Source organism: Aminobacter sp. LjRoot7 (assembly GCF_964252895.1).
Lineage (GTDB): Bacteria > Pseudomonadota > Alphaproteobacteria > Rhizobiales > Rhizobiaceae > Aminobacter > Aminobacter aminovorans_B.
The window spans coordinates 98,896-122,101 of the sequence record NZ_CAXUPX020000006.1 but is presented as its reverse complement, the minus strand read 5'-3'; the positions used below and the strand labels follow the sequence as shown (position 1 = coordinate 122,101).

The window sequence follows — 23,206 nt, the reverse complement described above, 5'->3', positions numbered from 1 at the left end:
TCAGTCCGCCTCATGATCAACGAGGCTGTTGTCGACTATCCAGACGGCTGCCAGGAAATAGTCTATCTCAAAGACCACATTCGTATCTCCGCTGACAGGAACCGTCTGGAGTTCGTATCTCAGTTCGAGCTCACGGCTTCCGTTCGACAACGTAATCGACACATCCCGTTCTTCGCCACCACCGATAGGGCCCGTCAGGCCCGCTTTGTGGAAAAATCTCAGTGCTCTCGGGAGGGAATGGACCTCGATCGGCTGGCTTCCGGCAAGCGTCGCCGGATGCCGACCGAGGTTCAGCGATAGCCCTCCAAGCCAGGTCATCATCAATCCTCCAAACCCGCCCATATTCATGCGCGGAATGAGTTTGATGTGCCTGAGCCGAAAGTCCGGGCTGAAAAAGAACTCGCAATTGTCACCGCAGATGCACCACGGTGAGCTGATGTCATTATGCGCAAAGTGGTTGTCGGCGCGCAAATCATCAGCGTCGATCAAATCACGAATGACCTGACGATCGTTTTTGCCGAACTCAACAGGACCGGATCGTCCGGTCCTCAGGAGTTCGACAAGATCGATCGGATCGACGTGCGCGCCCACTCCGCCTTCCTAGAGGTCCAGAACCAGGCGCTCCGGATCTTCCAGGCTGTCCTTGACGCGGACCAGGAAGGTCACGGCTTCCTTGCCGTCGACGATGCGGTGATCGTAGGACAGCGCGAGATACATCATCGGACGGATGACGATCTGGCCGCCGACAACGACCGGGCGGTCCTGGATCTTGTGCATGCCGAGGATGCCCGACTGCGGTGCGTTCAGGATCGGCGTCGACATCAGCGAGCCGTAGACGCCGCCGTTGGAGATGGTGAAGGTGCCGCCCTGCATGTCGGCGACCGACAGCTTGCCATCGCGCGCGGCGAGGCCGAGGCGGCCGATTTCCTTCTCGATCTCGGCGATCGACATCTGGTCGGCATCGCGCACGACCGGAACCACCAGGCCCTTTTCGGTGCCGACGGCAACGCCGACATGGGCGAAGTTCTTGTAGATGATGTCGGTGCCGTCGATCTCGGCGTTAACGGCCGGGATTTCCTTCAGCGCATGCGTCACTGCCTTGGTGAAGAAGCCCATGAAGCCGAGCTTCACGCCATGCTTCTTCTCGAAGATGTCCTTGTACTTGGTGCGCAGCGCCATGACGGCGCTCATGTCGACCTCGTTGAAGGTGGTCAGCATGGCAGCCGTCGACTGCGCTTCCTTGAGGCGGCGCGCGATCGTCTGGCGCAGCTTGGTCATGCGCACGCGCTCTTCACGCGGGGCGTCTTCGGTCGACGAGGGAACGCGTGCCACCACCGGTGCAGCGGCCGGAGCAGCCGCAGGCGCCGAAACGCCCTTGGCGATGGCTTCAAGCACGTCGCCCTTCAGCACCTGGCCACGCTTGCCCGAACCGGCGACCTGGTCGACCGACAGGTTGGTCTCGGCCAGAAGCTTGGCGGCAGCCGGTGCCGGCGGCATCTTGCGCTCTTCGATGGGCGGCGAGCCGGCAACCGATGCGGTCTGCGCGACAGCTTCCTTGACGGTCGATGCCGCGCTCGGCGCGGACGCCTGGGCAACGGCAGCTGGCTTGGCCGCGGCCACGGCGCCATCGCCGGCACCAATGGTGCCGAGCAGCGCGCCAACGCCGACAGTCTCGCCTTCCTTGACGGTCAGCTCGACCAGCACGCCGGCGGCAGGTGCTGGCACTTCGATGGTGACCTTGTCGGTTTCGAGCTCGACCAAGGGCTCGTCAACGGCGATCACGTCGCCGGCCTTCTTGAACCACTTGCCGATGGTTGCCTCGGAAACGGATTCGCCGAGGGTAGGGACACGGATTTCGGTAGCCATTTTTTGCCTGTCCGTTCTTTGTTTATTCGCCGAGGGCGTCGTCGAGGAATGCCTGGAGCTGCGCCAGGTGCTTGGACATCAGGCCCGTCGCCGGAGAGGCGGCGGCCGGACGGCCGGTGTAGCGCACGCGCTGGTGCTTGGCGTCGATATGGGCGAGCACCCATTCCAGATACGGGTCGATGAACGACCACGCGCCCATGTTCTTGGGCTCTTCCTGGCACCACACCATTTCCGCGTTGCGGAAGCGGCTGAGCTCGGTGATCAGCGCCTTGGCCGGGAACGGATAGAGCTGCTCGACGCGCAACAGGTAGATGTCGTCGATGCCGCGCTTCTCGCGCTCCTCGTACAGGTCGTAATAGACCTTGCCGGTGCACAGCACGACGCGGCGGATCTTCGAGTCCTTGACCAGCTTGATCGGCTCGTTGCCGAGATACTGGGCGTCGTCCCACAGCAGGCGGTGGAACGAGCTCTCGCCCGAGATCTCCGACAGCGAAGACACGGCGCGCTTGTGGCGCAGCAGCGACTTCGGCGTCATCAGGATCAGCGGCTTGCGGAAGTCACGCTTCAGCTGCCGGCGCAGGATGTGGAAGTAGTTGGCCGGCGTCGTGACGTTGGCCACCTGCATGTTGTCTTCGGCGCAGAGCTGCAGGAAGCGTTCGAGGCGAGCCGACGAATGCTCCGGACCCTGGCCCTCATAGCCATGCGGCAGAAGGCAGACGAGGCCCGACATGCGCAGCCACTTGCGTTCGCCCGACGAGATGAACTGGTCGAACACCACCTGCGCGCCGTTGGCGAAATCGCCGAACTGCGCTTCCCAGAGCGTCAGCGCCTTGGGCTCGGCGAGCGAGTAGCCATATTCGAAGCCAAGCACGGCCTCTTCCGAGAGCATCGAGTTGATGACCTCGTAACCGGCCTGTGCCGCCGACAGGTTGTTGAGTGGGATATAGCGGTTTTCATCGCGCTGATCGTAGAGCACGGTGTGGCGCTGCGAGAACGTGCCGCGCTCGGAATCCTGACCCGACAGGCGGATCGGATTGCCGTCGAGCAGGATCGAGCCGAACGCCAGCGATTCTGCCGTTGCCCAGTCGATGCCTTCGCCCGATTCGATCGCCTGGCGGCGGTTTTCGAGGAAGCGGCCAATGGTGCGGTGGACTTCGAAGTCCTTCGGCACTTCGGTCAGCTTCTTGCCGATTTCCTTCAACGTCTTGACCGGCACTGCGGTCTTGCCGCGGCGCTGTTCGTCCTGGTTGTCGGCCGTGCGCATGCCCGACCACGCGCCATCAAGCCAGTCGGCCTTGTTTGGCTTGTAGGCTTGGCCCGCCTCGAACTCGGCTTCGAGGAAGCCGCGCCAGTCGGCACGCATCTTGTCGACCTCGGCCTGGTTCATCAGGCCTTCGGCCATCAGCTTGTCGGCATAGGTCTGCACCGTGGTCTTATGGGTGCGGATGTTGCGGTACATGATCGGCTGCGTGAACGCAGGCTCGTCGCCTTCGTTGTGGCCGAAGCGGCGGTAGCAGAACATGTCCACGACGACAGGCTTGTGGAACTTCATGCGGAACTCGGTCGCGACCTTCGCCGCGAACACGACAGCTTCCGGATCGTCGCCGTTCACATGGAAGATCGGCGCCTCGATCATCTTGGCAACGTCGGACGGATAGGGCGACGAGCGCGAGAAGCGCGGGTTCGTCGTGAAGCCGATCTGGTTGTTGATGATGAAGTGCAGCGTGCCGGCAACGCGATGGCCGCGCAGGCCCGACAGGCCGAGGATTTCGGCGATCACGCCCTGGCCGGCGAATGCGGCATCACCGTGCAGCAGCAGCGGCATCACCTTGGCGCGCTCTTCCTGCGGCACGATCTCGCCGCGGGCGCGGCCGAACAGCTGGTCCTGCTTGGCGCGTGCCTTGCCCATCACGACCGGATCGACGATCTCGAGATGCGAGGGGTTGGCGGTCAAGGACAGGTGGACCTTGTTGCCGTCGAACTCGCGGTCCGACGAGGCACCGAGGTGGTACTTCACGTCGCCCGAACCCTCGACGTCGTCAGGCGCGTAGGAGCCGCCCTTGAACTCGTGGAACACCGCGCGATGCGGCTTGGCCATGACGTTGGTCAAGACGTTGAGGCGGCCGCGGTGGGCCATGCCGAGCACGACTTCCTTGAGGCCGAGCGAGCCGCCGCGCTTGACGATCTGCTCGAGTGCGGGGATCAGCGACTCGCCGCCGTCGAGGCCGAAGCGCTTGGTGCCCTTGTACTTGACGTCGATGAACTGCTCGAAGCCCTCGGCCTCGATCAGCTTCGACAGGATCGCCTTCTTGCCCTCGGGCGTGAATTCGATCGCCTTGTCCGGGCCCTCGATGCGGGCCTGGATCCAGGCCTTTTCCTCGGGGTCGGAGATGTGCATGAACTCGACGCCGAGCGTCGAGCAATAGGTGCGCTTGAGGATCTCGAGCATCTCGCGGATGGTCGCGTATTCGAGGCCCAGCACATGGTCGATGAAGATCGGCCGGTCGTAGTCGGCGGCGGTGAAGCCATAAGCTTCCGGCGACAGCTCGTTATAGTCCTCGAGCGGCTTGGCGATGCCGAGTGGGTCGAGATTGGCATGCAGGTGGCCGCGCATGCGGTAGGCGCGGATCATCATGATGGCGCGCACCGAGTCGCGCGTCGCCTGCAGCACGTCGGCCTTGGACGGCTCGGTGCCGGTCACGGCGACAGCCTTGTCCTTGACCTTCTTCTCGATCAGCTTCTCGACCATGCCCCAGTTGCCGTCGAGCGCGGAAACCAGTTCGCCATTGGCCTGCAGCGGCCAGCTCGGCGTCGACCACGAAGCGCCCTTGGCGTTCTTGCGGATGTCGCCGGCGTCGTCCTTCAACGCGCCGAAGAAGTCGCGCCATTCCTGGTCGACCGCTTCAGGGTCGTCGAGATAGGCGGCGTGCAGCGCCTCGATATAGTCAGCATTGCCGCCATAGAGGAACGAGGTGAGGGAAAATTGGTCGTTGGCCTGATCGGATCGTGCCATCTTTGTCCTGCGGAGCCTCTGGCTCCTCTCCTGTTTTGAAGGGAGTAGGGCAGTAAGGCAGTAGGGCAATGATCTGGAATTCCCTACTGCCTTACTGCCCTACTCCCCTATTCACTTGGCCTTAGCCCTTGATCGCCTCGACCAGCGTGGTGCCGAGACGTGCCGGCGACGGCGACACGCGGATGCCCGCTGCCTCCATTGCCGCGATCTTGTCTTCCGCGCCGCCCTTGCCGCCGGAGATCACAGCACCCGCATGGCCCATGGTACGGCCTTCCGGTGCGGTGCGTCCGGCGATGAAGCCGGCCATCGGCTTCTTGCGGCCGCGCTTGGCTTCGTCGATGAGGAACTGCGCTGCGTCCTCTTCGGCCGAGCCGCCGATTTCGCCGATCATGATGATCGACTTGGTCTCGTCGTCGGCCAGGAACATCTCAAGCATGTCGATGAATTCCGTGCCCTTGACCGGGTCGCCGCCGATGCCGACTGCCGTCGACTGGCCGAGACCGGCATTGGTGGTCTGGAACACCGCCTCATAGGTAAGCGTTCCCGAGCGCGAAACAACGCCGACCGAACCCTTGCGGAAGATGTTGCCCGGCATGATGCCGATCTTGCATTCGTCCGGCGTCACGATGCCAGGGCAGTTCGGGCCGATCAGGCGCGACTTGGAGCGGTCGAGGCGTGCCTTGACCTTGATCATGTCGGTGACCGGGATGCCCTCGGTGATGCAGACGATCAGCGGGATCTCGGCGTCGATCGCCTCGATGATCGCAGCAGCAGCACCTGCCGGCGGCACATAGACCACGGACGCATTGGCGCCGGTCTTTTCCTTGCCTTCGGCAACCGTCGAGAAGATCGGCAGCGGCACGGAGCCGTCCCACTTCTCGCCGCCCTTCTTGGGGTGGATGCCGCCGACCATCTTGGTGCCGTGGTAGGCCAGCGCCTGCTCGGTGTGGAACGAACCGGTGTTGCCGGTCAGGCCCTGCACCAGGATCTTGGTGTTCTTGTCGATGAGAATGGACATTGGCTCAGTTTCCCTTCACCGCAGCGACGATCTTCTTCGCCGCGTCGTCGAGATCGTCGGCCGAGATGACGTTCAGCCCGCTCTCGTTGATGATCTTCTTGCCCAGCTCGACATTGGTGCCTTCGAGACGCACCACCAGCGGAACCTTGAGGCCAACTTCCTTGACCGCGGCGATGACGCCCTCGGCGATGACGTCGCACTTCATGATGCCGCCGAAGATGTTGACCAGGATGCCTTCGACAGCCGGGTCGGCGGTGATGATCTTGAACGCCGCCGTCACCTTCTCCTTGGAAGCGCCGCCACCGACGTCGAGGAAGTTGGCGGGCTCGGCACCGTAGAGCTTGATGATGTCCATCGTGGCCATCGCCAGGCCAGCACCATTGACCATGCAGCCGATGTTGCCGTCGAGCGCGACATAAGCGAGGTCGTATTTCGACGCTTCGATCTCCTTGGCGTCTTCCTCGGTGGTGTCGCGCAGCTCCAGTACGTCGGCGTGGCGGAACAGCGCGTTGTTGTCGAACGACACCTTGGCGTCGAGCACGCGCAGGCGGCCGTTCTTCATGACGATCAGCGGGTTGACCTCGAGCAGGCTCATGTCCTTCTCGACAAACGCCTTGTAGAGGATCGGGAACAGGCTCTCGCCGTCCTTTGCTGCCTCGCCCGAAAGCTTCAGCGCCGAGTTCAGCGCCTTGAGGTCGTCAGCGGTGACGCCCTTTTCCGGGTCGATGGCAACGGTGATGATCTTCTCCGGCGTGTCGTGGGCGACAGCCTCGATGTCCATGCCGCCTTCGGTCGAAACGACGAAGGCGATGCGGCCGACCGAACGGTCGACCAGGATCGAGAGATACAGCTCGCGATCGATGTCGGCGCCGTCCTCGATGTAGAGGCGGTTGACCTGCTTGCCGGCCGGGCCGGTCTGCTTGGTCACCAGCGTGTTGCCGAGCATTTCCTTGGCAAACGCAACGACCTCGTCGACCGACTTGGCGAGGCGCACGCCGCCCTTGGCGTCGGCGGGCAGTTCCTTGAACTTGCCCTTGCCGCGGCCGCCGGCGTGGATCTGGCTCTTCACGACGTAGAGCGGGCCCGGCAGCGCCTTGGCGGCTGCTTCCGCTTCCTCGATCTTGAACACCGGCACGCCGTCAGCGACGGGAGCACCGAAACCCTTGAGCAATTGCTTGCCCTGATATTCGTGGATGTTCATGCCCGTTGTCCCTTACTTCTTGGCGAGGTTCGGCGCGATCGCGACGCAGGCCTCACACAGGCCCTTCACCGCTTCGACCGACTTCTCGAACATCTTCTGCTCGGCCTTGTTGAAGTCGAGCTCGATGATGCGCTCGACGCCACCGGCGCCGATCACCACCGGCACGCCGACATACATGTCCTTGACACCATACTGGCCCGACAGGTGCGTGGCGCAGGGCAGCACGCGCTTCTTGTCCTTGAGATAGGCCTCGGCCATCTGGATCGCCGACGAGGCCGGCGCGTAATAGGCCGAGCCGGTCTTGAGCAGGCCGACGATCTCGCCGCCGCCCTTGCGGGTGCGCTCGACGATGGCGTCGAGCTTGTCCTGGCTGGTCCAGCCCATCTTGACCAGGTCGGGCAGCGGAATGCCGGCAACGGTCGAATAGCGCACCATCGGCACCATGTCGTCGCCGTGGCCGCCCAGCGTCATCGCCGAGACGTCCTCGACCGAAACCTTGAACTCTTCCGACAGGAAGTAGCGGAAGCGCGCCGAGTCGAGCACGCCAGCCATGCCGACGACGTGGCTCTTGGGCAGGCCCGAGAACTTCTGCAGCGCCCACACCATGGCGTCGAGCGGGTTGGTGATGCAGATGACGAAGGCCTTCGGGGCATACTTCTTGATGCCGGCGCCGACCTGTTCCATGACCTTCAGGTTGATGCCGAGCAGGTCGTCGCGGCTCATGCCGGGCTTGCGCGGCACGCCAGCGGTGACGATGCAGACGTCGGCACCTTCGATGCCGGCATAGTCGTTGACGCCCGTGTAGCGCGAGTCGAAGCCGTCGACGGTCGAGGACTGCGCGATATCGAGGCCTTTACCCTGCGGGATGCCTTCGGCAATATCGAACATGACCACGTCGCCGAGGTCCTTGAGGCCAACCATATGGGCGAGCGTGCCGCCAATCATGCCGGAGCCGATGAGGGCTATCTTGTTGCGTGCCATGAAGGAATTTCCCTTTGCCTGTAACGACGCCGTGGCGGCGGGGTGGAGTAGGTTTGGGCCAGAGAGGCCGCGGAAATGCAGCCAGAAATAGCGGCTCGCAATAGCTCCGTGGCCAAAAAAATTCAACCGATTATTTTGACCTCAACTTTTTCAATCGGTTAGAAACAACGGGATTTACGTAAACGTCAAAGTTTTGTGACGACTTTACGAAGAAATGGTGAAGAGAACGATGCCTCCCATCGAGATCCGCAGACTCGGTCCCGGCGACGAACGCCTGCTCGACACCGTCGCCCCCGAGGTCTTCGACGAAGCCGTAGACCCCGCCCGCCTGAAGGCCTGCCTCGGCTCCCCTGGCCACCTGCTCTTCGTCGCCCTCGATGATGGCCAGGTTGTGGCGCAAGCGGCCGGCATGATCCACCGCCACGTCGACAAGCCGTCGGAGCTCTATGTCGACGAGGTCGGCGTCTCGCCCGCCTGGCAACGCCGCGGCATCGCCAACCTGCTGATGGACGCCGTCTTCGCCGCCGGCCGCGAAGCAGGCTGCGAAGAAGCATGGCTCGGCACCGAGCCCGACAACCTCCCCGCCCGCGCGCTTTATGACAGGCGCAAGGAGCCGGCAGGTCCGGCGGAGACGTTTGTCATGTATCTCTATGAACTCGGCGAGGGTGGTTCCACCTAAGCCGGGCGGCCGCTCGTTAGCGCTTTCCCCCAGCGTCTCATTCCCTCCCACCCCCTTCTGCCCTGCCGGGCATCTCCCCCACAGGGGGGGGATCAGGCCGTCATCGCCGCAGCGCCAATTGCCAATGTCGCAAGCATGATCCTTACGACATCGCAGGATGAAGGCCGCCGGCGGAGCGACTAATCTCCCTCCTTGTGGGGGGTGAGAAGCGGTCCGCGCAGCGGACGAAAAGCCAATTGCTTGGCTTTTCGAGCATCGAACGCCAAGCAGGCCAGAGGGGGGTGCGAAGGATCGCGAGGCTCAAAAGTGGCAAATACAACCGCTCAACGCGCGGGACGCCTACTCACTGCGTGAACAATTTCTCCACGCCCCGGCATTTTCTTTCGCGACACCTGCCAGGCACTCGGCACCCCCGATCAAGCAAAAACCCCGGCACGAAGCCGGGGTTTGATCAGGCAATCCGAAAAGCTCAGAACTTGTAGGCGACGCCAAACCGAACGTCGTGCGTCTTGAGCTCCGCCGTCGCGATCGGCGTCAAATCGAAATCGCCGAAATCCGTATAGCGGTACTCGACGCGGCCGATCAGATTGTCGGTGAAGGCGTATTCGATACCCGCGCCGAGCGTCCATCCGACCATCGTGTCGCTCATGATCGGGCTGATCGGAAGACCATCGTCGATTGCATGGACGTTGACATCGGCGAAGGCGATGCCGCCGGCGACGTAAGGCAACAGCCGGTCCATCGCATAACCGGCCTTCACGCGCGCCGCACCGGACCAGTTGAGCTCATACACGTCGCCGATCACGGGTGGCGGAAGCGGGACGCCCCAAGGGTCATACGCCTGGCCGAAACCCTCGGCATTGCTGACCGTGAGGTCGGCTTCGACACCGATCACGACCTGGTTCGCCAGCTGATGGTTGTAGCCGACATAAACGCCGCCAAGCCAACCATCGACATCCGGCTCGGAATTCCAGCCGGTTTCAGCCGTCGTCCGCCCGGTGCCCCAGAGATGACCGGCCTGCACGCCAACATAACCGCCCGTCCAGTTGAAGCCGCCAGCCGGCTGGACCGACGTCGCATCCGCAGCCAACGCCGCACCGCCTGATATGGCAAGCAGCCACGCTGCCCCAAGGGTCATCAACCTCATCAAACCTGCTCCTTCTGCAAATCGCGGACCCCGGCAAGGGCGATCCTTCAAGGCCAAGCAGGTGCCTCGCATCAGCAGTCCGGGCAATACGGCAGATGGCGTATTTCGTCGGGGGTCGAGGCAGTTAACGTCAGGATTGAGCGCGTCGATCTCGCGTCACGGTGGCCGCTTGTTAGCGCTGTCCCCCAGCGTCTCATTCCCCCCTCTGCCCTGCCAGGCATCTCCCCCACAAAGGGGAGATCAGTCTCGTGTCGCTCGCCCGGGATGACGCGCGCGTACCTGTCCTCTCACACGAGGGGAGAAGGCAGGTCGCCGCCCAAAACAAAACCGCCGGAGCTTGCACCCCGGCGGTTTGTTTCACGTGAGTCCGGTGAACTGCTTACGCAGCCAGATCGCGCAGGACGTACTGCAGGATGCCGCCGTTCTTGTAGTAGTCGAGCTCATCAAGCGTATCGATGCGGCAGAGGATCGGAACATCCTTGGTCGAACCGTCGGCGAAGGTGATCAAGGCGACCATCTTCTGGCGCGGCTTGATCGTCTCGAGGCCGTCGATCGTCACCTGCTCGTCACCCTTGAGGCCGAGCGTCTTCCACGACGTGCCCTCTTCGAAGGTGAAGGGGATCACGCCCATGCCGACCAGGTTCGAGCGGTGGATGCGCTCGAAGGACTGGGCGATGACGGCGCGCACGCCGAGCAGGTTCGTGCCCTTGGCAGCCCAGTCGCGCGACGAGCCGTTGCCGTATTCGACGCCGGCGAAAATCACCAGCGGCGTGCCTTCGCTGCGATACTGCATGGCGGCATCGTAGATCGGCAGCTCTTCCTTGGACGGATAGTGGAAGGTGTAGCCACCTTCGCGACCGTTTTCGCCCAGCATGTGGTTGCGGATGCGGATGTTGGCAAACGTGCCGCGCATCATCACCTCGTGGTTGCCACGACGCGTACCGTATTGGTTGAAATCGGCAACGCCGACGCCATTGTCGGTCAGGTACTTGCCGGCAGGCGAAGCCGCCTTGATCGAACCGGCCGGGGAGATGTGGTCGGTGGTGATCTTGTCGCCGAACAGGCCGAGCACGCGTGCACCCTCGATCTTGCCGATCTGGCCCGGCTTGGAGCCCATGCCGACGAAGTAGGGCGGGTTCTGCACATAGGTCGAGTTGTCGTCCCAGGTGTAGGTCTGGCCCTCAGGCGCCTGCACGTTCTGCCAGTTCTCGTCGCCCTTGAACACGTCGGCATATTTGCGGGCAAACAGCTCGCGGGTGACGTTTTCGGCGATGAACTGGTCGATCTCGACGTTTGTCGGCCAGATGTCCTTGAGGAACACCGGGTTGCCGTCGCGGTCTTCACCCAGCGGCTCGGTGGTCAGGTCCTTGGTGACCGAGCCGGCGAGCGCATAGGCAACCACCAGCGGCGGCGAAGCCAGGTAGTTGGCCTGCACGTCGGGCGACACGCGGCCTTCGAAGTTGCGGTTGCCCGAAAGCACGGCCGCACCGATCAGGCCCTTGTCGTTGATGGTCTTGGAGATCGGCGCCGGCAGCGGGCCAGAGTTGCCGATGCAGGTCGTGCAGCCGAAGCCGACGAGGTTGAAGCCGATCTGGTCGAGCTCCTTCTGCAGGCCCGACTTCTCGAGATACTCGGCAACCACCTGCGAACCGGGCGCCAGCGAGGTCTTGACCCACGGCTTCTGCTTGAGGCCGATGCGGTTGGCGTTGCGGGCCAGAAGGCCGGCGCCGATCAGCACGCTCGGGTTCGAGGTGTTGGTGCACGACGTGATCGCGGCGATCACGACGTCGCCATGGCCGAGGTCGAAGGTCTCGCCTTCGACGGCATAGCGCTTCGACTGGTCGACGGTCTTCTTGTACTCGGCTTCGAGAGCGGTCGCGAAGCCCGAGGCGATGCCTTCGAGCGGGATGCGGCCTTCCGGACGCTTCGGGCCGGCCATCGAGGGAACGACGGTTGCCATGTCGAGCTCGAGCAGGTCGGTGAAGACAGGATCGGCCGACGAGGCGTCGCGCCACATGCCCTGTGCCTTGGAGAACTCCTCGACGAGCGCGATGCGGTTTTCGGCGCGGCCCGACATGTTAAGGTAGCGGATCGTCTCGGAATCGACCGGGAAGAAGCCGCAGGTCGCGCCATATTCCGGCGCCATGTTGCCGATGGTGGCGCGGTCGGCCAGCGTCATGTTGGACAGGCCGGGGCCGAAGAACTCGACGAACTTGCCGACGACGCCCTTCTTGCGCAGCATCTGGGTGACGGTCAGCACCAGGTCGGTTGCGGTAACGCCTTCCCTAAGCTTGCCAGTCAGGCGGAAGCCGATGACCTCGGGCAGAAGCATCGAGACCGGCTGGCCGAGCATCGCAGCTTCAGCCTCGATGCCGCCGACGCCCCAGCCCAGCACGCCCAGGCCGTTGACCATGGTGGTGTGCGAGTCGGTGCCGACGCAGGTGTCGGGATAGGCGGTCGTCACGCCGTCCTCGGTGTTCGTCCAGACGGTCTGGGCCAGGTATTCGAGGTTGACCTGGTGGCAGATGCCGGTGCCGGGCGGCACGACGCGGAAGTTGCGGAACGCCTGCTGGCCCCACTTCAGGAACTTGTAGCGCTCTTCGTTGCGCTCATATTCGAGCTCGACGTTGCGGGCGAAGGCCAGCGGGGTGCCGAATTCGTCGACGATGACCGAGTGGTCGATGACCAGGTCGACGGGAACCAGCGGGTTGATCTTCTCGGGGTCGCCGCCGAGGGTCTTGATGCCGTCACGCATGGCGGCGAGGTCGACGACGGCGGGAACGCCGGTGAAGTCCTGCATCAGCACACGGGCCGGGCGATAGGCGATCTCGACGCCCGCGGTGCCCTTGTCGGTCAGCCAGCCGGCAACAGCCTGGATGGCATCCTTGGTGACGGTGCGGCCGTCTTCATTGCGCAGCAGGTTTTCCAGCAGCACCTTCATCGAATAGGGCAGCTGCGAGATGCCGGTCAGGCCGTTCTTCTCGGCCTCGATGAGGCTGTAATAGACATAGTCCGTGCCAGCAGCGGTGAGCGTGCGGCGGCAATTGAAACTGTCGAGTGATTTGGACACGTGCGATCCATCCTTGTCTGTTCAGCCTGAAAGGGAACGGACTCCGATGGGCATGCAATCACGCGCAAAGGTGCGGGTACGGCCATTTCCGCTGTCCGGTCCCAAGCAACCCGAGCCGTTCAAGGCGGCGCGTGCGCTGGTTCGGCGCAAATTCTGTTTCCATGCCGACCGCTGGCATGGTCGAGTGGCATATAGAGAATTTATTGGAATAGTTCTAGACGGAGATTCGCCTATTTTGCTGCGACGCAAAGCGACAGCGAAATGGACTCGGCGACGGGGGAAGAATGCGGCTTATTGCCGAAAATCTCAGCGGTGAACGCGGCGGCGAGACGGTTTTCGACGGCGTCGACTTCGCGCTGGCGGACGGCCAGGCGCTCGTCGTCACCGGCCCCAACGGCTCGGGCAAGTCGACCCTGCTGCGCGTCATCGCCGGCCTCCTGCCGCACCTGCACGGCCGAATCGCTTTCGAGGGCGGCGGCGAAGAGTTTCCCACGGTTGCCGCGGCCTGCCATTATCTCGGCCACCAGAACGCGATGAAGGCGGCACTGACCGTGCAGGAGAACCTGGAGTTCTGGCGTGCCTTTTGCGGCGGCGGAAAGCTGGGCATCGCCGACGCCCTTGATGACGTCGGTCTCGGCGGCCTCGGCCACCTGCCCTTCGGCTATCTCTCCACCGGCCAGAAACGCCGCGCCGCAATCGCCAAGCTGTTCATCAGCCACCGCCCGGTCTGGTTGCTCGACGAGCCGACAGCGGGCCTCGACAAGGCGTCGGACGAGCGCTTTGCCGGGTTGATGCAGGACCATTGTGCGGCCGGTGGGATCGTCGTCGCCGCGACGCACCTACCGCTCGGACTTGAGGGAGTGAAGACGCTGGAGATGGGGCGGGTGCATGTCTGAGAGCACAGCGCTTCCTCACACCCCCCTCTGTCCTGCCGGACATCTCCCCCGCAAGGAGGGAGATTGGCAGCTCCAGCCTCATCGTCACTTCTGCGACGTTGGCAATTGGCGAAAGTCGACGCGAAGGCTGATCTCCCCCCTTGCGGGGGAGATGTCCGGCAGGACAGAGGGGGGTGCGCAGAGGCGCCAACTTCTAAGTCCTTGCACGCGAACGAGAAGGCGGCACCCATGCTAGCCCTCTATCTCCGCGACCTGCGCATGGGCGTCCGCGCCGGCGGCGGGGCGTTGACGGGCGTGCTGTTCTTCCTCGCCGTCATCGTCACCATTCCCTTCGGCGTTGGACCAGACCTCAACCTGCTCGCCCGCATCGGTCCGGCGATTCTCTGGATCGGCGCTCTGCTCGCAAGCCTGCTCGGCCTCGACCGGCTGTTCCAGGCCGACCGCGAGGATGGCTCGCTCGATCTTCTTGTGCTCAACGCCGACCGCCACATGCTGGCGCTTACGGTGCTGGTCAAATGCCTGGCGCACTGGACGGCAAGCGTATTGCCGCTGGTCATTGCTGCCCCACTGCTCGGCTTGTTCATGAACATGGATCCCGTCGGCATCGCCGCAGCAGCACTCACCTTGCTCGTCGGCACCCCGGCCATCGTCTTCATCGGGGCAACCGGCGCTGCCGTCACCGTCGCCCTGCCGCGTGGCGGGCTGTTGATCTCGGTGCTGGTGCTGCCGCTGGTCATCCCGGTGCTGATCTTCGGCGTCACAGCAAGCTATGGCGCGGTCAACGATCCCGACCCGTTCACCCCGCCGTTCCTGATTCTGTGCGCGCTGACCATGTTCCTGGCCGTGATCGGCCCGCTGGCGGCGGCGGTTGCCTTGCGCTCGGGCACCGACTGATCACGTTTCCTTCAACCGCAGCGGTGCGGCGCGGCGTCCGATTGCGCAGCGGCACCCTCGCCGCTAAGTGAATGACATGCTCGGAAACAGCGACATGACCACGTCTTGCCAGGGTGCCAAATGAGCGCACACGCCCTCTACGTCACTACGGCTTACGCCGTCTCGGCGATCGCCATTGCCGGGCTGGTGCTGTGGATCCTCGCCGACCAGCGCGCCCGCAAGCGCGAGATGGCCGAGCTCGAGGCCGCCGGCCACCGCCGCCGTTCAGACAAGGCCAAGGCATGAGCATCGAAAGCCAGAAGCCGGCGCGGCCGCGCAAGATCTTCGTCCTGCTGCCGCTGCTGATTTTCATGGCGCTCGCCGGCCTATTCCTGGCGCAGCTGCTGTCCGGCCGCGACCTCACCGCAGTGCCCTCGGCGCTGATCGGCCAGACCGCGCCGAAGACCGAGCTTCCGCCACTTGAAGGCATGCAGGTTCCCGGCCTGAACTCGGCCGACTTCGCTGGCAAGGTAACGCTGGTCAATGTCTGGGCGTCTTGGTGCGCGCCCTGCCGCGAGGAACACCCGGTGCTGCTCGAATTGTCGAAGGACCAGCGCTTTTCGATCGCCGGTCTGAACTACAAGGACAAGCCTGAGAATGCCCGCCGTTTCCTCGGTGATCTCGGCAGCCCCTACAAGGCGATCGGCGTCGACCAGAACGGCCGCACGGCAATCGACTGGGGTGTCTATGGCGTGCCCGAGACCTTCCTCGTCGGCAAGGACGGCAAGGTCGCCTTCAAGCATGTCGGCCCGCTGTCGCCGGAGGCGGTGACCACGACGCTGATGCCCGAGATCGAGAAGGCTCTCGCGGCTCAATAGCCCCTGACAGGGCCGCTTCGCGCACAGCGTGCGAATCATCGGAATTTGCACTACGTTTTCATACAACCGCTAGGGAGAGACGCGCCGTGACGGCGTGGCAAGCGGCTGTTTGGGGGAGGCGTAGATGCAAAACAGTTCCGCGCTCATCATTTTTCTGCCGCTGGCGCTCGGCGTCATCATGCTCGGTCTCGGCCTGTCGCTGACGGTTGAGGATTTTCGAAACGTTCTGCAGAAGCCCAAGGCAGTGCTTGTCGCGCTGATCTGCCAGACCGTCATCCTGCCGCTGGCGTGTCTCGGGCTGATCTATGTCTTCGGCCTCGAGCCGGCGCTGGCGGTCGGCATGATGTTGCTTGCGGCAAGCCCTGGCGGCACATCGGCCAATCTCTACAGCCACCTGGCCGACGGCGACGTGGCGCTCAACATCACGCTGACGGCGATCAATTCGGCGCTGTCGATCCTGACGCTGCCATTGATCGTCAACTGGTCACTGGCGCATTTCATGTCTGGAGACCAGGCCATCCCGCTGCAATTCGCCAAGGTGATGCAGGTGTTCGTCATCGTGCTCGGACCAGTGCTGATCGGCATGTGGCTGCGCAGCCGCTTCCCGGCCTTCGCCGAACGCATGGCGCGGCCGGTGAAGATCTTCTCGATGCTGTTCCTGTTTGCGGTGGTTGCCGTCGCACTTGTCCAGGAGTGGGAAACGCTCAAGGCCTGGGGACCGATCGTCGGCCTCGCCGCCCTTGCCTTCAACCTTGTCAGCCTCGGCGTCGGTTATTTCGTGCCGCGTGCCGCCGGCGTTGAAAAGCGCCAGGCGACCGCGATCGGCATGGAGATCGGCATCCACAATGGCACGCTGGCAATCGCCATCGCGCTCAGCCCGCTGCTGCTGAACAACGCGACTATGGCGGTTCCGGCGGCGATATACGGGCTGATCGCCTTCATCACGGCGGCGATCTTCGGCTACTGGCTGAAGCGGTCGCATGGGCGCGTGACGGCGGCAAACACGGCGCATTAAGCCGACTGACGATGCAGGCGCCGGTAACAGAAAAGGCGCATGCGGCATCCCCATGGGGTGCCCTTCGCGCCTTGTCGCAACGGCCGGTCAGAAACCGGCCGGACATCATGTTGGTTAGGTCTTAGCCGTAGACGTGCTTGTAGGCCTGATACAGCATCTCGCTGCGGTCGGCGCGCATGTCGGCCAGGTCACGGCCGGAGAAGCCGTCGATCTCGGCGACGAGGCGCTTGTACTGCTTGCGCTTGGAAGCGCTTTCGCGGGCACGGCTCAGAAGGTTGTCGAAAAACATGGCAGGTTCCTTTCATCACACCGCAAGATGCGGCGAAAACTGACCTCCCTGATCAATCTGATGATGACATAGGAACCGCTGCGTCGCAAAATAAGATGCTGCAATGCAGCATTGCACGCGACGCATGGCGGGTTAACGAGGCTTAACGCCTTCGCATGAGATGCTCGACCGAGCCCTACCACATGCTCTTGCGATAGGATTCGTCCAGCGAGCGGTCGAGCGTTTCGGCATTGTCGGCAAGCGCCAGCTGGTCGCGCAGGATCTGGCCGAGCGTCGGCAGGCTGGTGCGGTCGGGCCACGTGCCGGGCGCCCAAAGCTCGGAGCGCATGAACGCCTTGGCGCAATGCATGTAGACCGCCTTGATGGCGACGACCATGACGGTGACCGGCGGCTTGCCCTCGGCGGCGAGCCGCTCGCGCAGGACCGGGTCAGCGGTCAGGCGCGCATCGCCATTGATGCGCAACGTCTCGTTCATGCCCGGGATCAGGAACAGCAGGCCGACAGCCGGGTTGACGAGAACGTTTTCCAGCGTGTCGAGCCGGTTATTGCCCGGCCGGTCGGGAATGGCGATGGTGGCGTCGTCGAGGATGGCGACGAAGCCCGGCTTGTCGCCCTTGGGGGTGACGTCGGCGTTGCCCTTGTCGTCGGACGAGCCGATCAGCACGAACGGGCTGCGCGCCAGGAAGCCCTTGGCGTGATGGTCGAGGTGGCGGAGTTCCTTGCGCACCGCGCCGTCGCCGGGCGCGCGGTAATGTTGGCGCAGCGCCTCGCGGTCGGTGATGAACTCCATGATCCCCTCTTATTTATGTTCTTCCAGTGAATGGCGCATGATGAGCGGCATTTGGCTGAAAGTGAAGAGCAAGGTTATCGGCATGATGCCCCAGACCTTGAAAGCCACCCAGGTGTCGGTCGAAAAAGACCGCCAAACAACCTCGTTGACCACGGCAAGAAACAGGAAGAACAGGCCCCAGCGAAAAGTCAGCTTGCGCCAGCCTTCGGCGTCGAGGCGGAAGGCCGATGCAAAGACGTAGCCGAGCAACGACTTGCCGAAGTAGAGGCCGCCCAAAAGGATCGCGCCGAACAACGTGTTGACGATTGTCGGCTTCATCTTGATGAAGACGTCGTCCTGCAGATAGAGCGTCAGCGCGCCGAAGACGAAGACGACGATGCCGGAGATCATCGGCATGATCGGCAGCGACCGGGTCAGCAGCCACGAGGCCGCCAGCGCAATCGCCGTTGCCGCCATGAACAGGCCGGTGGCGATGAAGATCGGCCCGCCGAGCTCGGCCAGCGTCGGAAAGTGCGACGCAAGCCACTCGCCGCGCGCATTGGCAAAGAAGAACACCACCAGCGGCCCGAGTTCCAGCACCAGCTTGAGCAGCGGGCTGACCTCTTCCTTCTTGGTCTTCGGGTCCGAAGGGTCGCGTTCGAGGATTGGTGCATTCATGGATCAGGCGACTCCTGCGATCGCCTTGGCGAAATCGCTTGCCGAAAAGGGTTCGAGATCGTCGACCTGTTCGCCGACGCCGATGAAATAGACCGGCAGCTTATGTTTGGCGGCGATTGCGACCAAAATACCGCCGCGCGCCGTGCCGTCGAGTTTGGTCATGACCAGGCCGTTCACACCTGCGACATTGCGGAAGATTTCGACCTGGTTGAGCGCGTTCTGGCCGGTGGTGGCGTCGACGGTCTGCAGCACCGTGTGCGGCGCCTCGGGATCGAGCTTGCCAAGCACCCGCACGATTTTTTCGAGCTCGGCCATCAGCTCGGTCTTGTTCTGCAGGCGCCCGGCAGTGTCGATGATCAAAACGTCGGAACCCGCAGCCTTGGCCTGTTCGAAGGCATCATAGGCAAGGCCGGCGGCATCCGCGCCGAGCTTGGTGGCGATGACGGGCGACTTCGTCCGCTCGCCCCAGATCTTCAGCTGCTCGATGGCGGCGGCACGGAAAGTGTCGCCAGCGGCGAGCATCACCGACAGGCCGCCTTCAGTGAGCTTGGCGGCGAGCTTGCCGATGGTTGTGGTCTTGCCGGTGCCGTTGACGCCAACGACCAGGATGACATGCGGCTTGTGCGACAGGTCGAGCTCCAGCGGCAGCGCCACCGGCTTGAGCACCTTCTCGACCTCGACCGCCATAATCGAGCGGACCTCGTGGTCCGACACATCCTTGCCGTAGCGGCTCGACGCCAGCGCATCGGTGACGCGAAGGGCCGTCTCGACGCCGAGATCGGCGCGGATCAGCACGTCTTCGAGGTCCTGCAGCGTGTCTTCGTCGAGCTTGCGCTTGGTGAAGATGCCGGCAATGTTGCCCGACAGCTCCTTCGACGAGCGCGACAGCCCCTGGCGCAGGCGCTGGAACCAGCTCTGGCGCGGCGCCGGCGCCGCTACTTCGACGATTTCGGCCTTTTGCTCGACCTTCTTCTGGACGGTGACCTTGCCGGCGGAGGGTTTTGGCTCGGACGCAGCGGTTGGCTGTACCGGCTCCACAGGAGCAGGCACGACAGGTGCAGGCTCGACAGGCTCAAGCACGGAAACGGTCTCACGCAGCGCCGCAACAGGCCGCTCGTCCTCGACTGGGGCCAGGACAGGCTGCGACTCTTCGACTGCGACCGGAGCCGGTGCCTCGACGACTGGCTCAACGGGACGCTCCTCGACCACAGGCTCAACCGCAGGCGCAGGTGCTTCGACGACAGATCCCTCGACAGCCGGCTCCGGCTCGGGAACCCGCATCGTCGGCTCGGGTGCAGAGGGCACCGGCTGAGCGGGAATTTCCTCGGGCAATTCTGGTGCCGACGGTTCGGCTGGCGGCACTGGAATTTCGGCAGGTGCGGGCTCCGGCTCGACCGGGCTCGGTGCTGGCGCAGGCTGTTCGACCGGCTTCTCGGGTTCGGTCGCGGGAATTTTCGGCTCTGGAGCTGGCTTGGGCTCTTCCTGCGGGGCAGGCTGCGGCGCGGGCTCGACCGGCGCCGGCTGCTCGGCCGGCTTGGGCTCGGGAACAACAGGCGGTGCCGGTGGCGATTCGGGAGCCGGTTCCGGCTTCGGTTCCTCGGCCGGGACGGCCGGCGTCTCCGCAACGACAAGCGCTTCCAGGGCGGCTGGCGCCTCTTCTGTCGGCTTCAACGCTTCCAGAGCGTCGAAATTCAGCGGTGGCAGAACCTCGTTCTCGGCCGGCTGCTCGACGGTCTCCTTCTTGCCGAAGGAGAAAACTTTCTTGATGAACCCGAATGCCATGCGGTCGCTTTCGTCAGGCCGCGCGCGCGGCGGCCGGTGCCGCTACAAGCCGCTCGCCGTCATGTCCGGAGATGTCGACTTCTATGATTTCGCCCGGTGCACCCCGGTCGAGCGCAACGAGCGTAAAGCATTCCGTGCGGCCAAGTCCCTCGCGCTCGACAAGCACCTGCTGGCACGAGCCCTTGAGGCTTTCGAGGTGGCGCGCATAAGTAACGTCGCCGGCGGCGCGCAGGCGCGCAGCGCGCTGCTTGACGATCTCGCGCCTGACCTGCGGCATGCGCGCGGCGGGCGTGCCTTCGCGCGGGCTGAACGGGAAAACGTGGAGATGAGTCAGCCCGCACTCCTCGACGATCCTGATCGAATTCTCGAACATTTCGTCGGTCTCGGTCGGGAAGCCGGCGATGATGTCGGCGCCGAAGACGATGTCGGGACGCAGCTTGCGCACATCGGCGCAGAACTGGATCGACTGGTCGCGCAGATGGCGACGCTTCATTCGCTTCAGGATCATGTCATCGCCCGACTGCAGCGACAGATGCAGATGCGGCATCAGCCGCGTCTCGGTGGCGACGGCTTCGAGCAGGTCTTCGTCGGCCTCGATCGAATCGATGGAGGACAGGCGCAGCCGCCTGATATCGGGCACCTGGCGCAGGATCGTCTTGATCAGCTTGCCCAGACGCGGCGCGCCCGGCAGGTCGGCGCCGTAGCTGGTCATGTCGACGCCCGACAGCACCACCTCGGCATAGCCGTTGCCGGCAAGCCGCTTTATCTGCTCAACGACGGCGCCCATCGGCACCGAACGCGAATTGCCGCGGCCATAGGGAATGATGCAGAAGGTGCAGCGGTGGTCGCAGCCGTTCTGCACCTGCACGAAGGCACGCGCCCGGCCTTCGATGGCATCGACCAGATGGCCTGCCGTTTCGCGCACGGAAAAGATGTCGTTGACGCGGGCCTTCTCGAAATCGTTGACGCCGAAATCGGGCAGCGCCCGGTAATTGTGCGCCTTGAGCTTTTCCTCGTTGCCGAGCACGAGGTCGACTTCGGCCATATCAGTGAAGGCAGCCGGATCGGTCTGGGCTGCACAGCCAGTGACGATAATGCGCGCATCCGGGTTTTCGCGCCGCGCCTTGCGGATCGACTGCTTGGCCTGGCGCACGGCTTCGCTGGTCACCGCGCAGGTGTTGAAGATGACCGCGCCACCCTTGAGCTCTTCCAGCCCCGCAGCCTTGGCCTCGCGCTTCATCACCTCTGACTCATAGGTGTTGAGGCGGCAGCCGAAGGTAACGACGTCGACCGCCATCAGGCGACATCCTGCTGGTCGCGGCGCCAGGCGCCGGTGGCCGGATTGAAGCTGCCGGAGAATTCCCACTCGGCCGGGCCGGTCATGACAACGTGGTCGTCGGCGCGCCAGTCGATCTGAAGCGTCCCGCCGCTCGGCACTGTAACCGTCACGCTACGGCCGGTACGGCCGGTGCGCGCAGCGGAGACAGCGGCCGCACAGGTTGCCGAACCACAGGCCAGCGTCAGGCCGGCGCCGCGCTCCCAGGTGCGCAGGTTGAGCGTCTCGTTTGAGGTCACCTGGGCGATCGAGATGTTGGCGCGCTCGGGGAAGATCGGATGGTTTTCGAGCAGCGGCCCGAAACGGTCGAGGTCGTAGGACCAGACGTCGTCGTCGACCCAGAAGATGGCGTGCGGATTGCCCATCGAGGCGACCGAAGGCGAGTGCAGCACTGGCGCGTCGATCGGCCCGATCTGCAGCTCGATGGCGCGCGTGTCGCGGAATTCTTCGGCCAGCGGGATGTCCTGCCAGCCGAAGCGCGGGATACCCATGTCGACCGAAATCGAGCCGTCCTCGTGCTCCTCGGCATTGAGGATGCCGGCAACCGTCTCGAAGGTGAACACCTTCTGCCCGGTCTCGGCGGCCAGCGCCTGCACGACGCAGCGCGTACCGTTGCCGCAGGCCTGGGCATGGGTGCCGTCGGAATTGATAATCTCGATGTAGTTGATCGTGCCTGGCGTGCGCGGGTCGTGAATCGCCATGATCTGGTCGAACTTGGTCGCCGGATCGGCCGCCAGCGCAATCGCCGCGGCAGGCACAACACGGTCCGCGCGACCGCGCATGTCGGCAACGATGATGTCGTTGCCGAGCCCGTTCATCTTGGCGAAAGGGGCCTCAATGGCCATGGTCGGTAAGTCTCGCGGCTGTTTGGGGCCTATATGGCGGAAACATCGCCGAATTACCAGTCTCGCGGCACGCTGGCCTATTGAGACAATTTTGCAACAATTTCATATGCAAACCCTATTTTAACCATATCAGGTTGAAATTCTGCCAACTTCGCCGCTTTAGAGGCGAACTGTCGATCGCGCGGGGGCGCCCCCAGAACTGCCCCACGGAGGGAATGCAATGGCTTTTTCGAAAACCGGCCTGCTGGCCGCATCGCTGGTGGCGCTTCTGGCGGCTGCCGGTTGTAACAGCACGCGCCTTTCCTCGATGGACACCCAGCCGGCCCCGCTGCCCGCAGCACCCGCCGGCACTGTGACCAGCGGCCAGCTGCCGCCGCCCTCGGCACCGGGTGCCGCCGCAGGCGCCTCGCAGTTCCCGGCCGCACCGGCACAGACCCAGGTCGCCGCGCTGCCTGCCGACGGCGGTGCTGCCGCCGCCAACGCACCCGACATCACCGCAACCAGCGTGGCTGGCGTGTGGAGCGCTTCGGTTTCCGGCCAGAGCTGCAAGGTGGCGACGCCGCAGACCAAGTTCGGCCAGGGCTTCCGTGCCGGCCCGCTGCGCTGCCCGGCACCGATCGACGGCGTCAAGTCGTGGAACGTCGCCGGCAAGCAGCTGACCCTGTTCGATGAAGCCGGCTCGCCGCTGGCCAGGCTCTATCAGTCGGGCGAAGGCCGCTTCGACGGCCAGACCTCCAACGGCCTGCCGATCTCGCTCAACCGCTAAAGCATGACGCCGAAGATCGGATTCGATTTTCGGGACCGGATCATGCATAGGTTTTTGCGCGTCCGTTCGGACGCGCGGCAACGCACATCAGACGTTCGTATTCG

21 protein-coding genes are annotated in these 23,206 nt (G+C 63.8%); 7 read left to right on the top strand and 14 right to left on the bottom strand.

Annotated elements, in window-relative coordinates; all coding sequences use genetic code 11:
* From ACSQ3E_RS17875 to mdh, 6 genes are all read right to left on the bottom strand, one after another.
* A complete protein-coding gene (locus tag ACSQ3E_RS17875) occupies positions 1 to 591 on the bottom strand; it encodes a hypothetical protein (RefSeq protein WP_436123732.1) in 591 nt (196 codons plus the stop codon).
* 9 nt (positions 592 to 600) lie between these two features.
* Positions 601 to 1,866 carry a 2-oxoglutarate dehydrogenase complex dihydrolipoyllysine-residue succinyltransferase gene (gene odhB, locus ACSQ3E_RS17870; protein ID WP_436123731.1) on the bottom strand — a complete coding sequence of 422 codons (1,266 nt, stop codon included), beginning with the start codon at positions 1,864 to 1,866 and terminating at the stop codon, positions 601 to 603.
* 22 nt (positions 1,867 to 1,888) lie between these two features.
* Positions 1,889 to 4,879: a 2-oxoglutarate dehydrogenase E1 component gene (locus ACSQ3E_RS17865; protein ID WP_115730176.1), complete on the bottom strand. Its 2,991-nt coding sequence runs from the start codon at positions 4,877 to 4,879 to the stop codon at positions 1,889 to 1,891.
* Positions 4,880 to 5,000: 121 nt separating this feature from the next.
* On the bottom strand, positions 5,001 to 5,897 hold the full coding sequence (gene sucD, locus ACSQ3E_RS17860) for a succinate--CoA ligase subunit alpha (RefSeq protein ID WP_115730175.1): 897 nt from the start codon (positions 5,895 to 5,897) through the stop codon (positions 5,001 to 5,003).
* A gap of 4 nt (positions 5,898 to 5,901) precedes the next feature.
* On the bottom strand, positions 5,902 to 7,098 hold the full coding sequence (gene sucC, locus ACSQ3E_RS17855) for an ADP-forming succinate--CoA ligase subunit beta (protein ID WP_182574008.1): 1,197 nt from the start codon (positions 7,096 to 7,098) through the stop codon (positions 5,902 to 5,904).
* A 12-nt stretch (positions 7,099 to 7,110) separates the two neighbouring features.
* Positions 7,111 to 8,079 (bottom strand): malate dehydrogenase, encoded by a 969-nt coding sequence (mdh, locus tag ACSQ3E_RS17850; protein ID WP_115730173.1) that lies wholly within the window; start codon positions 8,077 to 8,079, stop codon positions 7,111 to 7,113.
* Positions 8,080 to 8,293: 214 nt separating this feature from the next.
* Here mdh and ACSQ3E_RS17845 point away from each other — a divergent pair, with 214 nt between their 5' ends.
* Positions 8,294 to 8,758: an N-acetyltransferase family protein gene (locus ACSQ3E_RS17845; protein ID WP_436123730.1), complete on the top strand. Its 465-nt coding sequence runs from the start codon at positions 8,294 to 8,296 to the stop codon at positions 8,756 to 8,758.
* 469 nt (positions 8,759 to 9,227) lie between these two features.
* Here ACSQ3E_RS17845 and ACSQ3E_RS17840 read toward each other — a convergent pair whose 3' ends face one another.
* Together ACSQ3E_RS17840 and acnA are read right to left on the bottom strand one after the other, a co-directional pair.
* The gene (locus ACSQ3E_RS17840) at positions 9,228 to 9,905 is read right to left on the bottom strand and encodes an outer membrane protein (RefSeq protein WP_436123729.1); all 678 of its coding nucleotides are present in this window, start codon (positions 9,903 to 9,905) and stop codon (positions 9,228 to 9,230) included.
* A 379-nt stretch (positions 9,906 to 10,284) separates the two neighbouring features.
* On the bottom strand, positions 10,285 to 12,975 hold the full coding sequence (gene acnA / locus ACSQ3E_RS17835; RefSeq protein ID WP_436123728.1) for an aconitate hydratase AcnA: 2,691 nt from the start codon (positions 12,973 to 12,975) through the stop codon (positions 10,285 to 10,287).
* Positions 12,976 to 13,259: 284 nt separating this feature from the next.
* On the opposite strand from acnA, the gene ccmA reads away from it, so the two are divergent.
* The 5 genes from ccmA to ACSQ3E_RS17810 all read left to right on the top strand — a co-directional run bounded on the left by ccmA (position 13,260) and on the right by ACSQ3E_RS17810 (position 16,637).
* On the top strand, positions 13,260 to 13,871 hold the full coding sequence (gene ccmA, locus ACSQ3E_RS17830; protein ID WP_436123727.1) for a heme ABC exporter ATP-binding protein CcmA: 612 nt from the start codon (positions 13,260 to 13,262) through the stop codon (positions 13,869 to 13,871).
* A gap of 228 nt (positions 13,872 to 14,099) precedes the next feature.
* Positions 14,100 to 14,765, top strand: coding sequence for a heme exporter protein CcmB (gene ccmB / locus ACSQ3E_RS17825; RefSeq protein WP_436123726.1), 666 nt, complete (start codon positions 14,100 to 14,102; stop codon positions 14,763 to 14,765).
* Positions 14,766 to 14,885: 120 nt separating this feature from the next.
* A complete protein-coding gene (gene ccmD, locus ACSQ3E_RS17820; protein WP_436123725.1) occupies positions 14,886 to 15,050 on the top strand; it encodes a heme exporter protein CcmD in 165 nt (54 codons plus the stop codon).
* Positions 15,047 to 15,622: a DsbE family thiol:disulfide interchange protein gene (locus ACSQ3E_RS17815; protein ID WP_436123724.1), complete on the top strand. Its 576-nt coding sequence runs from the start codon at positions 15,047 to 15,049 to the stop codon at positions 15,620 to 15,622. The genes ccmD and ACSQ3E_RS17815 overlap by 4 nt, the downstream gene beginning before the upstream one ends.
* Positions 15,623 to 15,746: 124 nt before the next feature.
* Positions 15,747 to 16,637 carry a bile acid:sodium symporter family protein gene (locus ACSQ3E_RS17810; protein WP_436123723.1) on the top strand — a complete coding sequence of 297 codons (891 nt, stop codon included), beginning with the start codon at positions 15,747 to 15,749 and terminating at the stop codon, positions 16,635 to 16,637.
* A 121-nt stretch (positions 16,638 to 16,758) separates the two neighbouring features.
* Here the strand turns inward: ACSQ3E_RS17810 and ACSQ3E_RS17805 are convergent, their stop codons facing one another.
* The 6 genes from ACSQ3E_RS17805 to dapF form a co-directional block, all read right to left on the bottom strand.
* A complete protein-coding gene (locus ACSQ3E_RS17805; protein ID WP_395449287.1) occupies positions 16,759 to 16,926 on the bottom strand; it encodes a hypothetical protein in 168 nt (55 codons plus the stop codon).
* Positions 16,927 to 17,101: 175 nt separating this feature from the next.
* A complete protein-coding gene (locus tag ACSQ3E_RS17800) occupies positions 17,102 to 17,716 on the bottom strand; it encodes a pyridoxamine 5'-phosphate oxidase family protein (protein ID WP_436123722.1) in 615 nt (204 codons plus the stop codon).
* Between the two features lie 9 nt (positions 17,717 to 17,725).
* Positions 17,726 to 18,373: a septation protein A gene (locus ACSQ3E_RS17795; RefSeq protein ID WP_310326418.1), complete on the bottom strand. Its 648-nt coding sequence runs from the start codon at positions 18,371 to 18,373 to the stop codon at positions 17,726 to 17,728.
* A 3-nt stretch (positions 18,374 to 18,376) separates the two neighbouring features.
* Positions 18,377 to 20,155 carry a signal recognition particle-docking protein FtsY gene (gene ftsY / locus ACSQ3E_RS17790; RefSeq protein ID WP_436123721.1) on the bottom strand — a complete coding sequence of 593 codons (1,779 nt, stop codon included), beginning with the start codon at positions 20,153 to 20,155 and terminating at the stop codon, positions 18,377 to 18,379.
* Positions 20,156 to 20,168: 13 nt separating this feature from the next.
* The gene (gene mtaB, locus ACSQ3E_RS17785; RefSeq protein WP_436123720.1) at positions 20,169 to 21,452 is read right to left on the bottom strand and encodes a tRNA (N(6)-L-threonylcarbamoyladenosine(37)-C(2))-methylthiotransferase MtaB; all 1,284 of its coding nucleotides are present in this window, start codon (positions 21,450 to 21,452) and stop codon (positions 20,169 to 20,171) included.
* Positions 21,452 to 22,336 (bottom strand): diaminopimelate epimerase, encoded by an 885-nt coding sequence (gene dapF, locus ACSQ3E_RS17780; RefSeq protein WP_310326425.1) that lies wholly within the window; start codon positions 22,334 to 22,336, stop codon positions 21,452 to 21,454. The genes mtaB and dapF overlap by 1 nt, the downstream gene beginning before the upstream one ends.
* Before the next feature lie 220 nt (positions 22,337 to 22,556).
* Here dapF and ACSQ3E_RS17775 point away from each other — a divergent pair, with 220 nt between their 5' ends.
* The gene (locus ACSQ3E_RS17775) at positions 22,557 to 23,102 is read left to right on the top strand and encodes a protease inhibitor Inh/omp19 family protein (protein ID WP_310326427.1); all 546 of its coding nucleotides are present in this window, start codon (positions 22,557 to 22,559) and stop codon (positions 23,100 to 23,102) included.
* Positions 23,103 to 23,206: the final 104 nt, after the last annotated feature.

Bases quoted from the DNA above. Each gene is read 5' to 3' on its own strand.
- sucD (WP_115730175.1), bottom strand. From the start codon at position 5,897: ATGTCCATTCTCATCGACAAGAACACCAAGATCCTGGTGCAGGGCCTG.
- ACSQ3E_RS17815 (WP_436123724.1), top strand. From the start codon at position 15,047: ATGAGCATCGAAAGCCAGAAGCCGGCGCGGCCGCGCAAGATCTTCGTC.
- ACSQ3E_RS17845 (WP_436123730.1), top strand. From the start codon at position 8,294: ATGGTGAAGAGAACGATGCCTCCCATCGAGATCCGCAGACTCGGTCCC.
- ACSQ3E_RS17795 (WP_310326418.1), bottom strand. From the start codon at position 18,373: ATGAATGCACCAATCCTCGAACGCGACCCTTCGGACCCGAAGACCAAG.
- ACSQ3E_RS17800 (WP_436123722.1), bottom strand. From the start codon at position 17,716: ATGGAGTTCATCACCGACCGCGAGGCGCTGCGCCAACATTACCGCGCG.
- odhB (WP_436123731.1), bottom strand. From the start codon at position 1,866: ATGGCTACCGAAATCCGTGTCCCTACCCTCGGCGAATCCGTTTCCGAG.
- ccmB (WP_436123726.1), top strand. From the start codon at position 14,100: ATGCTAGCCCTCTATCTCCGCGACCTGCGCATGGGCGTCCGCGCCGGC.
- mdh (WP_115730173.1), bottom strand. From the start codon at position 8,079: ATGGCACGCAACAAGATAGCCCTCATCGGCTCCGGCATGATTGGCGGC.
- ACSQ3E_RS17840 (WP_436123729.1), bottom strand. From the start codon at position 9,905: ATGAGGTTGATGACCCTTGGGGCAGCGTGGCTGCTTGCCATATCAGGC.
- ACSQ3E_RS17810 (WP_436123723.1), top strand. From the start codon at position 15,747: ATGCAAAACAGTTCCGCGCTCATCATTTTTCTGCCGCTGGCGCTCGGC.
- ftsY (WP_436123721.1), bottom strand. From the start codon at position 20,155: ATGGCATTCGGGTTCATCAAGAAAGTTTTCTCCTTCGGCAAGAAGGAG.
- ccmD (WP_436123725.1), top strand. From the start codon at position 14,886: ATGAGCGCACACGCCCTCTACGTCACTACGGCTTACGCCGTCTCGGCG.
- ACSQ3E_RS17775 (WP_310326427.1), top strand. From the start codon at position 22,557: ATGGCTTTTTCGAAAACCGGCCTGCTGGCCGCATCGCTGGTGGCGCTT.
- mtaB (WP_436123720.1), bottom strand. From the start codon at position 21,452: ATGGCGGTCGACGTCGTTACCTTCGGCTGCCGCCTCAACACCTATGAG.
- ccmA (WP_436123727.1), top strand. From the start codon at position 13,260: ATGCGGCTTATTGCCGAAAATCTCAGCGGTGAACGCGGCGGCGAGACG.
- ACSQ3E_RS17805 (WP_395449287.1), bottom strand. From the start codon at position 16,926: ATGTTTTTCGACAACCTTCTGAGCCGTGCCCGCGAAAGCGCTTCCAAG.
- dapF (WP_310326425.1), bottom strand. From the start codon at position 22,336: ATGGCCATTGAGGCCCCTTTCGCCAAGATGAACGGGCTCGGCAACGAC.
- sucC (WP_182574008.1), bottom strand. From the start codon at position 7,098: ATGAACATCCACGAATATCAGGGCAAGCAATTGCTCAAGGGTTTCGGT.
- ACSQ3E_RS17865 (WP_115730176.1), bottom strand. From the start codon at position 4,879: ATGGCACGATCCGATCAGGCCAACGACCAATTTTCCCTCACCTCGTTC.